Source organism: Reichenbachiella sp. 5M10, assembly GCF_002742335.1.
Taxonomy (GTDB): domain Bacteria; phylum Bacteroidota; class Bacteroidia; order Cytophagales; family Cyclobacteriaceae; genus Reichenbachiella.
Window position 1 is genome coordinate 1,479,798 of sequence record NZ_MDGR01000007.1, and the last position, 12,315, is coordinate 1,492,112.

A 12,315-nucleotide genomic window follows, 5' to 3' on the forward strand; every position below is an offset into this window, starting at 1 on the left:
ATGTTTGTTCTGTACAAACTTTTAAAATCGTTCAGACATGAAAAATTTAATGCTTATTACGGTGCTTTTGATTGCGTTCATTATGCAGTCATGTGCACAAAAATCGGACAGTAAAAACGTACCCGAAAAAGTCCTTTCCGCCTTCAAAGCCAAATTTCCTGATGCCAAAAAAGTAGAATGGGAAATGGAAAACGACACAGAATGGGAAGCTGAGTTTAAACGGAATGGCAAAGAGTATTCTGCCAATTTCGGCACAGATGGAGAGTGGAGTGAAACCGAATATGAAATCAAAGCATCCGAGATTCCAGCAAACATCCGTGCCATCCTCGACCAAAATTTCTCAGATTATGAGATTGAAGAGCCGGAAGTGACCGAAACGCCTCAAGGTAATTCCTACGAGATGGAAATCGAAGCAGGTGAGGAAGAATTTGAAGTTGCTATTGACACGAAAGGTAAATTAACGAAAAAGAAAGAGGAAGAAGATGAAGACAATGAGGAGGATGAAGATGATAAAGAAGAGGACGAAGATTAAACTTAAAACTTTACTTATTCCAATGCTACTGTTGCCATTGGGGGTATTTGCACAAAAATCTTCCGTTAGTGTCTCGGGCACCATCAAAAACAAGGTCTCAAATGAGACCTTGCCTTTTGTAAATGTGGTCTTAAAAACGACCAGCGACTCCACTTTTGTGGCAGGCACGATATCCAATGAAAATGGATTATTTACCATTTCAGACGCTAAGCCGGGAGATTACCTACTGGAGGTGACATACATGGGGTATGAGCGATATGTTGCTCCGTTGTACATAGGGACTAATTCTGATTTCATTGATTTGGGGGCTGTCTTGCTGGATCAGCAGGTACAGCAATTGGACGAGGTGGTAATAATCGCTCAGCAAGATGCGGTGACCGAGGCAATGGATAAGAAAACCTATGAGATGGACGAGAATGTAAGCCAAAGTGGTGGTAGTGTGCTCCAGGCCATGAATAATCTACCCGGAGTGACGACTCAGGATGGTCAGGTTCAACTTAGGGGAAATGATCAAGTGGTGGTATTAATTGATGGCAAACAAACAGCGATCACGGGTTTTGGCAATCAAAACGGTCTGGACAATATCCCTGCCTCAGCGATTGAAAACATAGAGATCATCAACAATCCTTCAGCAAAATATGACGCTAATGGAAATGCTGGCATCATCAACATCATTTTGAAGAAGGAGGAGCAAAATGGACTTAACGGTAAAGTAGGGTTGTCCACAGGTCTTGGTGCCTTGTGGATACGCAAGGAGAATCTGCCAGGCATACGGCCACAGTACCAGGCCACTCCAAAGATTAACCCTTCGCTTTCCCTGAATTACAGAAAGAAGAAAATCAATCTCTTTCTCCAGGCTGACAATCTTTACACGGAAACCCTGAACAAAAATGAATTTGTAACCAGAACCTACGATGACGGCACGGTCATCGACCAGCAACTGAAACGAAACAGAAACACCAATTTCTTCACTTCAACAACAGGTTTTGACTGGTTTATGAATGATCACAATACACTTACCGTTTCAGGTTTTTTTAGTCAGGAATCCATCAAAGACTATGGCGATCAGCCCTTTTTTAGTGGTAGCGATGGTACAAGTCTGAGGCTGTGGCAGTTTTTGGAAGATGAAGTACTGACTGCCGTCATGGCATCATTAGCCTATGAGCATAAATTTCAGCAGCCCGGTCATAAGTTGAATGTTGGATTCAATTACACATTCGACAGAGAAGACGAAAAGTATTTCTTTACGAATACCCTTCCGGCATACGCCACGGAAGAATCTTTCTTTCTTATTGCCGATCAAAAGGTTGCCGACTTTACAATGGACTACACCAAGCCGATGAGACACGGCTTGCTGGAAACAGGAGTGAAATTCCGTAGGAGAACGATTCCAACTGATATGCAATTCAATCAATCGCCTTCCAATTCGGTTTTGGATAATGGTGCGGATGGTTTGGCCACCTATAGTGAGACCATTCCGGCTGTTTATGGAAACTATACCTATGAAGTCAAAAAACTGGAAGCTGAAATTGGGCTTAGAGTGGAATATGTGAATTTGCAATATGATGTTGATCCCAACCACAATACCTATCAAAGTGATGGATATGATTACTTCCAGCCATTTCCTAATGCACGGTTGACCTATAAAGTCGATGATCGCAACAAGCTATCGGTCTTTTATAATCGCAGGGTTGATCGCCCTGATGAAGTAGACATTCGTATATTTCCAAAATACGATGATGCGGAGATCATTAAAGTAGGTAACCCGGCTTTGCAACCACAATTCACCAACAGTTTTGAACTGGGTTACAAGAATGGCTGGGACAAAGGATATTTCTACGGAGCAGCTTATCACCGTATTTCAGATGGAACTATCACAAGGGTGGCAACAACCGTTGATACTACTAATCTGATCTACAACATTACTCAGAATGCCGGGAAAAGCTACAACACAGGATTTGAAGTAGTCATTAGTCAGGAACTTTCTGATAAGATCAATATGAACCTAAATTTGAATGGTTATTATAACCAGATAGATGCGTTCACAGTTGTCAATCAATACCCAGTAGAAAACACCTTCACGGTAGAGCAACAATCGGTCTACTCAGGCAATGTCAAGCTGAACACCAATTTCAAATTAGGTAAAAACACGGAAGCTCAAATGACGGCCGTTTACCTTGCTCCTGATATTATTTCACAGGGTACTATTGATTCAAGATTTTCCCTTGATTTTGGCATTAAAAAGGCCGTTCAAAATGGTAAGGGGGAGTTAATTTTTAACGCCACAGATTTACTCAATACCATGGTAATTCATAAAGAAATACAAGGAGACTCTTTTCGCTATACCAGTAGCGACTATTACGAGACACAAGTGATCAGACTAGGGTATAATTATAAGTTTTAAATATGAGGGAGTATGAGTTGTAATTTATGAAAAATTATGATGCTCAAGATGAATGAATCTTGTGGTATTGGGATAAGGTTTAGGTTAGACCTTATCCTAAATTAATTTGAGTTAGCCAAATGATAAATAGTAATGACCTACCTATTCGAAACCTATCAAGAACTAATCCAATCCAACAATATTAGTGAGGGTTTGGAGCAAAGATTAAGCGAAGTATCCACCCGTATTATTAACACAATTGACGAAGAGCTCTTTGGATTTCAGACGCAAGAACGAGCTGTGTTTTATGTTCAGAAAATAGAGCTAGCCATTACTAATCATATTTCAAGTATAGAGCAAGCTTCGTTGCTGAGCGAATGCCTCTCACGACAGAAGCAACTAGCTACTGGCAAGGATAGCCTTTTAGAGATCCAGTCTCACCTCGAAAGGTTTTACGCTGTATATAGAGATCCTCAAAAGCCAGTCAATGAGATCACGATCGCCCATGTTGTAAAAGACCTTCGGCTGAAGGAAAAATCATTGGAGGCGGCATTGCTTAGGAATCAAATCAATGAAAAGCTGATAGATATCATTCTATACCCTGTGAGATCACTAAAAGATAACAATAGGGCGAGTTATGTGTCTCAGGACTGCATCGATTACCTCCTCCATTTTGTAGCGGAGCTAGAAAAGCAATTAGACGGGTTTGGAAATATTAGAGAGCATCAGTTGATACAGCATCTCTACGTACTCAACTTCAACAACATGGCACTCTTGACCTATCTCTGCGAAGACTACCAGAAGTTAAAACTCAGGATTGAGGACGAAGGCAGATTATTAGAACATCTCCAGCTACAATTGAATCGATTGAACCATCTTCCGGAGGGATTTAAGAGGCCGTACAATGCTGATCTGGCTGACCTCAAGCTACAAGCCCAGCAGTGGATGGAGCAGGAAATAACCATCTTGAAAAAGAAGGTTAAACGCAATGAGAAAAAGCTCAAAAGAGAATCCAAAGGAAGCAAACTCAAATTCAACCTTTCAGTGGATGTGGTTACTTGTTTCTTTAGGCTCCTGAAGGAGACCGAAGTGATAGATGTAGGTGCCAATGAGATAATCCGTTGGATCAATCAAAATATTTCTTCCAAAAATCAAGTAGATATTTCACTACAGAGTATTCAAAGAAAATTCTTTGAAAAACACCCTAATAGACAGCCTATTGAACAGTTAATTGCCAAGTTGCAGGATTGTGTTACTCAACACTAACCACCCTAACCACTTACCTTACTACCTGTTATTTATGATCGAATATTTTTAGTCTTGCGGCAAATCAGTTTAAAACCAAACCTACAATCAATGCCAGCAAATGTTGTAACGACTGAAGACTTATACTTTTTCAAAGAAGACCTAATACAGACCATCAAGTCACTGCTAGAATCTCACGGTGTACCTAATCGAAAATGGCTCAGAAGCCATGAAGTCCTCGAAATGCTCAATATCAGCGCGGGGACCCTTCATAACCTTCGCGAAAAAGGCATCTTACCCCACTCCAAGGTGTCAGGCGTAATCTTCTACGAGTATGAGGACATCATCCAGATGCTCAGGAAGCATAAAGTTTAGCGTTATTTGGATAGCCAATGATGCAAAAGCCCACTGATCATTAAGAATGCTAGCGAATTGAGAACCAGGCTAATAAACAGCATCATTATTGGTCTAGAAAAATTGCTAGTGATGTTAACTATCCAATTGAAGAAAGTGCTAGTTGGATTCTTAATTAATTGTATTGATGCATTATAGTAGGTCAATACAGGAAGTATGATCAAAATTGCACCGAGAAGCAAAAACATGCCAAGCATTTGATATAGAAACCAAGTGGCTTTATATCCCCCATCTGTAATAAAGGTAGTAAATGTATCAGCAGAAGCCAGAAGAGCATTTTGATCAACAGCATATTCTGTGATGTATGGATGTTTTACTAAATGAAGGGTGTAAAAATTAAAAAATGACATTAAGCTACTCATGATTATGAATGAAATCCAGCCATTTCCGCTAATAACTCTGTTCCTATATTGATTAACTAAAGTTAGTATCAAGAAGGTAATCAAGGTGACCAAAATATATTCATACATAAATATGATCTCATTGATAAACTGTAGAAACAAGAAGGTCAGGTACAAGGAGCCTATTGTTACTATGATCAGCCAACCAAATCCATCATCTGATTGATTTGGTTTTTGTTCTGGACTATGGTTGTGAACAGTTGTTTGGGATTTATGATTGACTTGAATTTGAATACGCTTGATTTCACTCATTGAATATCCAAGTGCATCTCCGTTTTTTGCATTAGAAAAAACTTTGGTTAGAAATATTAGTATCACACCTGAAGTAAGCCCTGCAATGAAACTGGCAAAGGTGTTGGAAAAAAACGTTTCGTTAATCATGTTTAAATATGAGTTAGTTATTGGGTTGACTATATGTCTAAAGATTCATTTACATAGGTGACCATTTTTTCAAGTTTTTTCTTTTCAACTAGTCTTTGTACCTCATCTTTAAATGCTTTAATGAGTTTTGTTCCAAGCACCTGCTTTTTGCTATCTAGAGACTCGTTTTTACTTGATTCTACCTTGTAATCAATGTAAGATTGTAAGGATAGAAGTGTTCTTGGGAAATCAAAATATGATAATGAACCTGCTTGCTTTTCTACAGTCAATAAATCGTGTGGTCTTCCTGTCTTTCGCTTAAGTTTGATCTCATTTAGTTGATACCCTTTTGACTTTATTTCCAGCTTCATCCTATCGATATGTTGATCTGATAACTCATCTAGCTCATCAGGAATGTATATTTTGAAACTCGTCACAGATGCCCCACTCTTAAGCAAAATTTCATTTATGGCTGGTTCCAAAAAGTTGTTGACATAACCATGTGCCAATGATATCGCAGGAGAAAATTCAAGTGATTCAATTTTTCTCATCTGCCACCTAATTACAACCTCCTTGGTAATGAAAAGAATTCCAATTGTAGCTTCCCAATATGGATTATCCGGCATGATTAGCCATAGTATAAATAGTCCGGCTGTCAGGATTGTAAATATGTTGTTCAATAGTCTTTTCATTTTTAATTAATTTGGGTGAATTCCACCACCTTTCCATTCGCCTGTTACTAACCATATCTCATAGAAAAACAGCCAAAGAGAGATCCAGGGGATGATGTAGTCAACGATTAATTTTTTGGAGTTAAATTCTTTTGCTTTTGGGAAAAACAAGCAAAGACTTCCGTCCTTGTATAAGTGCTCTGCTTTTTTTCCATTGAGTTCAGTCTTGATTAAAGGGTCATGAATGAATATTTTGATATTTTCCTTGAATCTGTATTTGATTTCATAGGAGTACCAACAGCTTCGGGCAGATGGTTTGATTTTTCCTCTGGCTCTCAGGTAATTTTTGTCCAAGTAGATATCACTTTCAGGAATCTTTGCCTTTATGGCTGCTCTCTGTATATGTATAGGAATGTCTCTAATCTCCATAGAAAGTATTAGGCTTTACAGGTAAGCTTTTTTCTGCATGACTATCGATCATAATTCCAGATGGAAGAATCGCTAGTCCTTGACCTCTTCTTTTATTAACCATATCGGCTTTGGCCTCCATAGCTTTGATATATGAATCTTCTCCAAACATCCCTTTCATTAGCTCTGCTTCTTCCTCTATCCCATGAGATTTTTTCAGTTTCTGCCAGTCAGAATACAACTTCTCAATGAAGGAAATGAAATGACTATATAATTCTGGTTTATCCTCCCATACATCAGCGAGATTCTCACTAGGATTGGCTGGATTGGGTATTTCAAATGGTCTGTTTGGGTATAGTATTTTAATGTGATTTCGAATCTTGTCAATTATGCCCTCGAATGTCTCAGAGATAGAAGGTTGTCCATCATAAAATTGAGCTGCCAATGTAGTGAGAATGATACTGGCAGGAGCATGCTCCGGATGCTTATTAAAATAGATGTTTCTGTCCATCTTGATGAGTTGAATTGCCCTTTGCAGTGGTTTCTTCTTGGCATATTCTTCTATTTCGATTTTATTCGCAGAAAATGCTTTCTCAAGAAAGGTAAGCTGTACTTTGTTGGCAATTTCTAAGAACCAAGATTGATATCCTTTTGGACATGATCTTAGCCAGATTTTACGCTTCTGATCAGGTATGTCAATTAGCTCATTGTCATGGATAACGACCATGCATCCAGGAACGACATCAAGATGAAAATCACCTTTGTAATTTAGTCGTACACAGCGTGATTTTGACTCACTCATTTTCTGATAAGTCTCATTTTCATTAAGCCTACGGACCACCTCATTAAATATGGTCTCAGGCTGATGGTTTGATGACAGTAATTTGATATGAATAATGACATCCAAATCAAATTCAGTTCTGCCATATGGCTTTGTCGTGGTTCCAATAGATACTGACCCTTGTGGGTATATTTCAATCTCTACTTCACCAAAAAAGTCAGGGTCTTCACTGAGCCATTTACTTATAGCCTCATAGGCCGTTTTTAATCTATTCCATCGAGTTTGATCCAGTTCGGCAGCTTCTGCCATTTTTGCAAGAGTATCCTCTAACTGGGTATATGCATCTGAAGTAATTAACATAGTCTCTATTTTTCCTTGCGTACACCTTTAAATGGGGTGCCATCTTTTTTTACATCGATAAACTGACCATTGTCAGTATTTCTTTTTACATACTGTCCCGTTGTGGGGTTGTAAGTTTGTGAGCGCTTCTTTACAGCTCCTTTTCTAGCATTGTCACCATAAGGTTTATTTACCGCCATCTTTTTTGTTATTTTTAGTTTTAATTAGAAATTACCTGATACAACCAAATAATTGTAATCTCAGTCGTACACCATCAGTACATAATTGAGTGCCCAACGCTTTTGCGTATAGAAGATGAGTAATAGGAAGAAATATGAAAGCAAAGGCACATTAGACCTAATTAATCTCTTTCAAGATTTGACTTATCCAGATCGTGATAATGCCTTTCATGCAATAGTCTATAGGTTTAGACAAGACGTTCTTAATCATTGTGAGATAAGATGTAGGAGGTTTGGTCAATCTCCTGAAGTAGCGGAAGAAGTGGTAATTGGAGTTTTTCAATCTTATGCAAAAAAACCAGGTTTTGATATTACTCGGGCAAAAGGAAAAACTGATGACCATTCATTTTTGATTTACTTATTGGGTATAGCGAGGACTGTATTGACAGATATTTATAGGGTTCAAAAACGTAAAAAGGAAGGTAAGTGGTCAGATGGATCAGAAACAATTGTTACTTGTTTGCCAGCACTTCCAAAGAATGCTTCTCTAAAAAACAAAGTAGTCCATCAAGTATTAAGTGAACTTCCATATAGTCATCAAGTGATTTTTATGACTTATAAATCTTATGAAAACGCTGGTTGTAATCTTCCAAGAAAGCTATTAAATGAGCTAAGAGAGCATTTAGGTATTGAACAGGTGACAATTAGATCATATAAGAAGGAAGCTCTAGATAAAATCGAGATTGCATTGAAAGGAATTAGAATTTTAGAAGCTGTTGAAAATGGAAACTGATAATATGGACTCTTTTCTAAATAGTACTGGGTTTGGTTTCCCTGAGTCATCTGAGGATATTGAATCATTCAATCAGTTTTCGGAGGGCTATGAATTCAAAGCTGATGTAAATAAAATTGACCCTTCTGAGATTTTGAACTCAGTAAGAAAACAATCGCAAACTATCTCTGGTGTTGATTATCATAAGAGGACAGTTTTAGCTGCAGAAATTGTGTTTCAGCTTCATAGTGAATGGTCATTAGGGCACTTGAAACTTCAAAAGCTAATTTATCTATGTCAGCAAACAACAGGAATGGCTATACATACCAATTTCTTGAGACAAGCTATGGGGCCTTATGATCCAAGGTTGATGAGATCAATAGATTCTCAATTTGTGAAAAATAAATGGTTCAAATATAACAAATCAGCAAATCAGAAATATATCGCTTTAGAGAATGCTGGTGATCACAAAGAATGGTTCGAACGTTATTTTAGAAATGAAATTGATGATATTAATTTGATCATAGATTTATTTCGAAAGATGAAAACTAGACAAGTAGAATTGATTGGAACAGTTTACGCTTGTTGGGTAAAGGTACTTGAAGAGAAAAATCAATTTGACGAAAAAGAAGTTATTAGCAAATTTTATAATTGGTCTGAGGAGAAAGAGAAGTTTAATATTGAAGAAATAAAAAATGCAATATCATGGATGTTAGAATATAAAATTTATCCTATTGAATAAATCCCTCCAGCCTGTTCATTCTGTCCCGTTACTACCGGGACTACATTCACAAGCTTTCGGAATCCCACAGCAAGAGTAATCCGCTATTCCATTTCGCCCTGCTGCATACCATACCGTGCCACACTTGCTTTCCCCACCGCACACCCACGCAGGTAAAGCGGTGTTCGTCATCAGTTGTCCGGCACAGATCACGCCAGGCATTTAGCACTATTGCATAGCGCTGCATGCTTTTACAAAGTGGCTTTGCCACCTGTCATGCCCTGTGCTTGGACTGCCTTCTTCCTCACGGCAGTTTCCCCTGTAGGCATAGCCGCTTCACTGCATTTCGTTCCTTCTGTCACTACTTTCCATTCAGCCGCCATGCCTCCAGACACTGCCCGTGTTTTGGCTCGCCTGCGCATTCACTTCGGGCTGCAGGCTGTCATGATTTTTGCACCTCCACATGGCACCCACCAGCGCATGCAATCGCTTGTGCCATACCGCCACACCAGGCAAAAAATCACGCCAGCCCTAGTGTTGTCCATCCTGTGGTATTTTTCATAGGCATATTGTATTTTGATTTGCCACAGGATTACCCACATGGGTCGCAGCGCCCTATCGGGCTACCTCTGCTTTCACCCTCGTTCAACTCGCAGACGGCTCGCGATAAATCGGCTTTGCCGTTAGTTTACCTGCCTTTTCCAGCCGCTCAAATAGTGTCCTATGTTTTTTGAAGCAGGGATAGTAAATATGCAGAGCTACATTTTTAACTTAAATAATTAATGCAATGGATAATTACATGAAAGTTCAATCTTATAAAATTCTAATGATGAGGGCACATCGAAAAAACGAAATAGGGCGTGATACTTGGGGTGTCAATGCTTTTGCGGCAATTTGTGCACGAGAAGAAGGGAATTCTTACATTCGTGGATCTTTAGAAAAGTATCTTACCAAAGTGAGGAAATCTTTGGAAAAAGGAATAGACAAGTTCATCAATAGAAAATCGGTTAAACCAGAACATAAATTGTTACTTGCTCAAATCAAACACCGCTTGTGTATGGTTAGCTCAAGTGTGGATATTGAGGACGTGGTTAATACCGTACTTAATATTACTCAACCATACAAAGAGTATTTGACGAAGAAATAAAACAAACATTGAGTGCAAAGTTACAGGCATGCGGATGTGAGAGCTTGCAAGGGTTCGCTACGCCAGTTTTAAAAAATCTCCACCCAAGAGGGTAGTATTTTTTTACTGCCCTTGCCGCAATCACACCGTCCTGTGTGGTAGCACCATGTTTACTTTATTATTTAGAGTTCGTTTCGGTAGCAGGTGGCTATTGGCGGGCGTTCGTACATCTGGTTGCCCTTTCCTTTTTGGCATTGTAGATCATGGTATTATCGATTACACAGTTCGGGTCTTTTGGTTAGAGTTGAGCTTATCTGAGCTACCCTTTTAGGGTGGCTTTTTTTTGTTTTAACTAAGTGCATGGTGTAGAAAATCAAAAAGAAAAGAGCCAAATTAGGAGAACAGATAGCACGTGCCGTGCACCGGTTAGTAAAGGTCAAGCCCTTCGGGTTAAAGAGAAAATCTCCAACCCTCCATATCAGATTATTGAGTCAATAACACTTGTCTTTGTCGGGATAGTATTTTCTCTTGAAACCTTGACTAACCTATCTGTTCTCCTGAAAAAAGACCTTTCTCTTTTTTCTTTTTTTCTCTTTTGGTGAATAATAATTGGAAGGAAATGAAAAAAGCAGAACCCTTTCGAGCTCTGCCTTCAACCGTAAGGTGACCAACCTTACCAACCAACTAACCTATAATTTTAATGCCTTCCTGCTGCCTGATCCAGGGCGTATTCCTCTTCATCTACAGTGGCTTGACTTACCGCCGTGAGTACTCCTCCCGCTACAGCTACGTAAGTGGCTGCCGTAATCACGGCAGCTGGCAGTGAAACCGGAGCGGTCAATAATGCACCACTAGCAGCAGCTAACGCCAAACCAATATTCCGGAGTACTCTAAAAAACTTTGGTGTTGGGGCTTTCATCCTTTGGATGACACCCAGTTTATTCAATGATTTTTTCATGATTCGTTAAAAGTTTGATTTTCAATTCTATTGACCCTCCGTTCCAGAAAGTCAATCCTCTGATGTATGAGATCAGTCATTCCTTTACTTTCAGTACGAATGATTTCCGTTGTGTTTTTCACCTGAGTCAGGTCACTTTCTACCTTTCTAAAATCCGCTATCAACTGTCTTAAGAAATAAGCCACCAATGTGACCATAATAGAAAGAACCCCACTCAGAATGATTTCCAGCTTAATCACTTCCATTAACTGCCGAATTAGGGTATTTGATTAATGGCTACAAGTGTCAACGGGTTAAAACTTCCCGTTTTCAAAGGATACATTTCCCCATTCACAGCTTGCATAAACTCCAATCCCAATACCATGAAAAGTGGTAGTTGGGTATCAGCAGTTACATTGTTGACCAGGTCAATAGCATTTTCTTGTTGATTACCAAGCACTATATCATTGGTCTTGCTGACGCTCACTTCAAATGTCTCTGCTTCATAATCGATGGCAGCACCTGCTGAGACGATCTTTACATGTGTTGCCCCTTGTGGACCAATGATGCTGTTACCAGGTACAAAGGCAGGAATGTTTACGCTCAATGTCCCAGCGACTCTATCCACGTTGGCACTGTAGGGAGTAAAGAGTGTAGCACTCAACTTGCCATCAATATTGAAATCAAATCCATTGAGTAGAGCCAAATCACCATCTGTGACGGTTCTTTTGCCACGTTCATTGGTAGGGTCAGACTGGATCACTTTGATCATCTCTTTAGTCAGTCTGCTAGTGACTTTTTTGTCCGCAGCATTCTGCAACAACAACCTGAAAGAAGTTCTCAATACTCTGCCAGCTCTTCCTGCACGTCCAAACTCACTTCCGTTTTCACGGGTTCGCTGAAACGCTGGATCATTCTTGATCCGTTCTTTGTCCACACCTCCTTTTTCTCTCGCGAGAAATCCATCAGAGGTTTTGTAGAAGGAAACATCTCCAATTGTTCCCTCCAGTTTTACTATGCCTTTTTGTCTTGCCATTGTTAAATAA

Annotated in this window: 16 protein-coding genes; 7 read left to right on the plus strand and 9 right to left on the minus strand. The window is 39.3% G+C overall.

Annotation, left to right across the window (positions count from 1 at the left end; translation table 11 throughout):
• The first annotated feature begins 37 nt into the window (after positions 1-37).
• From BFP72_RS05985 to BFP72_RS06000, 4 genes are all read left to right on the plus strand, one after another.
• A complete protein-coding gene (locus BFP72_RS05985) occupies positions 38-532 on the plus strand; it encodes a PepSY-like domain-containing protein (RefSeq protein WP_099598268.1) in 495 nt (164 codons plus the stop codon).
• A complete protein-coding gene (locus BFP72_RS05990; RefSeq protein ID WP_255397164.1) occupies positions 501-2,936 on the plus strand; it encodes a TonB-dependent receptor domain-containing protein in 2,436 nt (811 codons plus the stop codon). The genes BFP72_RS05985 and BFP72_RS05990 overlap by 32 nt, the downstream gene beginning before the upstream one ends.
• 132 nt (positions 2,937-3,068) lie before the next feature.
• A complete protein-coding gene (locus tag BFP72_RS05995) occupies positions 3,069-4,181 on the plus strand; it encodes a hypothetical protein (protein ID WP_099598269.1) in 1,113 nt (370 codons plus the stop codon).
• 90 nt (positions 4,182-4,271) lie between these two features.
• A complete protein-coding gene (locus BFP72_RS06000; protein WP_099598270.1) occupies positions 4,272-4,535 on the plus strand; it encodes a helix-turn-helix domain-containing protein in 264 nt (87 codons plus the stop codon).
• 2 nt (positions 4,536-4,537) lie between these two features.
• Here the strand turns inward: BFP72_RS06000 and BFP72_RS06005 are convergent, their stop codons facing one another.
• Genes BFP72_RS06005 through BFP72_RS19260 form a run of 5 tightly spaced genes read right to left on the minus strand, consistent with a single transcriptional unit; the run spans position 4,538 to position 7,734 of the window.
• The gene (locus BFP72_RS06005) at positions 4,538-5,356 is read right to left on the minus strand and encodes a hypothetical protein (protein WP_099598271.1); all 819 of its coding nucleotides are present in this window, start codon (positions 5,354-5,356) and stop codon (positions 4,538-4,540) included.
• A gap of 29 nt (positions 5,357-5,385) precedes the next feature.
• A complete protein-coding gene (locus tag BFP72_RS06010; protein WP_099598272.1) occupies positions 5,386-6,027 on the minus strand; it encodes an STING domain-containing protein in 642 nt (213 codons plus the stop codon).
• Positions 6,028-6,033: 6 nt separating this feature from the next.
• Positions 6,034-6,435: a hypothetical protein gene (locus BFP72_RS06015; RefSeq protein ID WP_099598273.1), complete on the minus strand. Its 402-nt coding sequence runs from the start codon at positions 6,433-6,435 to the stop codon at positions 6,034-6,036.
• Positions 6,425-7,555: a nucleotidyltransferase gene (locus tag BFP72_RS06020; protein ID WP_099598274.1), complete on the minus strand. Its 1,131-nt coding sequence runs from the start codon at positions 7,553-7,555 to the stop codon at positions 6,425-6,427. The genes BFP72_RS06015 and BFP72_RS06020 overlap by 11 nt, the downstream gene beginning before the upstream one ends.
• Positions 7,556-7,560: 5 nt before the next feature.
• Positions 7,561-7,734 (minus strand): hypothetical protein, encoded by a 174-nt coding sequence (locus tag BFP72_RS19260; RefSeq protein ID WP_099598275.1) that lies wholly within the window; start codon positions 7,732-7,734, stop codon positions 7,561-7,563.
• Positions 7,735-7,849: 115 nt separating this feature from the next.
• On the opposite strand from BFP72_RS19260, the gene BFP72_RS06030 reads away from it, so the two are divergent.
• Entirely contained in the window at positions 7,850-8,506 is a 657-nt protein-coding gene (locus BFP72_RS06030; RefSeq protein ID WP_099598276.1) for a sigma-70 family RNA polymerase sigma factor, read from the plus strand.
• Positions 8,496-9,227: a hypothetical protein gene (locus BFP72_RS06035; RefSeq protein ID WP_099598277.1), complete on the plus strand. Its 732-nt coding sequence runs from the start codon at positions 8,496-8,498 to the stop codon at positions 9,225-9,227. The genes BFP72_RS06030 and BFP72_RS06035 overlap by 11 nt, the downstream gene beginning before the upstream one ends.
• Before the next feature lie 230 nt (positions 9,228-9,457).
• On the opposite strand, the gene BFP72_RS19130 is transcribed toward BFP72_RS06035, so the two are convergent.
• Positions 9,458-9,628, minus strand: coding sequence for a hypothetical protein (locus BFP72_RS19130; RefSeq protein ID WP_158233302.1), 171 nt, complete (start codon positions 9,626-9,628; stop codon positions 9,458-9,460).
• A gap of 365 nt (positions 9,629-9,993) precedes the next feature.
• Here BFP72_RS19130 and BFP72_RS06040 point away from each other — a divergent pair, with 365 nt between their 5' ends.
• On the plus strand, positions 9,994-10,353 hold the full coding sequence (locus tag BFP72_RS06040; RefSeq protein ID WP_099598278.1) for a hypothetical protein: 360 nt from the start codon (positions 9,994-9,996) through the stop codon (positions 10,351-10,353).
• A gap of 676 nt (positions 10,354-11,029) precedes the next feature.
• Here BFP72_RS06040 and BFP72_RS06045 read toward each other — a convergent pair.
• From BFP72_RS06045 to BFP72_RS06055, 3 genes are read right to left on the minus strand one after another with little or no spacing between them, the layout of a single operon-like run.
• Positions 11,030-11,290: a hypothetical protein gene (locus BFP72_RS06045; RefSeq protein ID WP_099598279.1), complete on the minus strand. Its 261-nt coding sequence runs from the start codon at positions 11,288-11,290 to the stop codon at positions 11,030-11,032.
• Positions 11,287-11,535 (minus strand): hypothetical protein, encoded by a 249-nt coding sequence (locus tag BFP72_RS06050; protein ID WP_099598280.1) that lies wholly within the window; start codon positions 11,533-11,535, stop codon positions 11,287-11,289. Before BFP72_RS06050 ends, BFP72_RS06045 begins: the two co-directional genes overlap by 4 nt.
• Before the next feature lie 11 nt (positions 11,536-11,546).
• Entirely contained in the window at positions 11,547-12,305 is a 759-nt protein-coding gene (locus BFP72_RS06055) for a hypothetical protein (RefSeq protein WP_099598281.1), read from the minus strand.
• Between the last annotated feature and the right edge of the window lie 10 nt (positions 12,306-12,315).

Bases quoted from the DNA above. Each gene is read 5' to 3' on its own strand.
- BFP72_RS05985 (WP_099598268.1), top strand. From the start codon at position 38: ATGAAAAATTTAATGCTTATTACGGTGCTTTTGATTGCGTTCATTATG.
- BFP72_RS05990 (WP_255397164.1), top strand. From the start codon at position 501: ATGAAGATGATAAAGAAGAGGACGAAGATTAAACTTAAAACTTTACTT.
- BFP72_RS05995 (WP_099598269.1), top strand. From the start codon at position 3,069: ATGACCTACCTATTCGAAACCTATCAAGAACTAATCCAATCCAACAAT.
- BFP72_RS06000 (WP_099598270.1), top strand. From the start codon at position 4,272: ATGCCAGCAAATGTTGTAACGACTGAAGACTTATACTTTTTCAAAGAA.
- BFP72_RS06005 (WP_099598271.1), bottom strand. From the start codon at position 5,356: ATGATTAACGAAACGTTTTTTTCCAACACCTTTGCCAGTTTCATTGCA.
- BFP72_RS06010 (WP_099598272.1), bottom strand. From the start codon at position 6,027: ATGAAAAGACTATTGAACAACATATTTACAATCCTGACAGCCGGACTA.
- BFP72_RS06015 (WP_099598273.1), bottom strand. From the start codon at position 6,435: ATGGAGATTAGAGACATTCCTATACATATACAGAGAGCAGCCATAAAG.
- BFP72_RS06020 (WP_099598274.1), bottom strand. From the start codon at position 7,555: ATGTTAATTACTTCAGATGCATATACCCAGTTAGAGGATACTCTTGCA.
- BFP72_RS19260 (WP_099598275.1), bottom strand. From the start codon at position 7,734: ATGGCGGTAAATAAACCTTATGGTGACAATGCTAGAAAAGGAGCTGTA.
- BFP72_RS06030 (WP_099598276.1), top strand. From the start codon at position 7,850: ATGAGTAATAGGAAGAAATATGAAAGCAAAGGCACATTAGACCTAATT.
- BFP72_RS06035 (WP_099598277.1), top strand. From the start codon at position 8,496: ATGGAAACTGATAATATGGACTCTTTTCTAAATAGTACTGGGTTTGGT.
- BFP72_RS19130 (WP_158233302.1), bottom strand. From the start codon at position 9,628: ATGCGCAGGCGAGCCAAAACACGGGCAGTGTCTGGAGGCATGGCGGCT.
- BFP72_RS06040 (WP_099598278.1), top strand. From the start codon at position 9,994: ATGGATAATTACATGAAAGTTCAATCTTATAAAATTCTAATGATGAGG.
- BFP72_RS06045 (WP_099598279.1), bottom strand. From the start codon at position 11,290: ATGAAAAAATCATTGAATAAACTGGGTGTCATCCAAAGGATGAAAGCC.
- BFP72_RS06050 (WP_099598280.1), bottom strand. From the start codon at position 11,535: ATGGAAGTGATTAAGCTGGAAATCATTCTGAGTGGGGTTCTTTCTATT.
- BFP72_RS06055 (WP_099598281.1), bottom strand. From the start codon at position 12,305: ATGGCAAGACAAAAAGGCATAGTAAAACTGGAGGGAACAATTGGAGAT.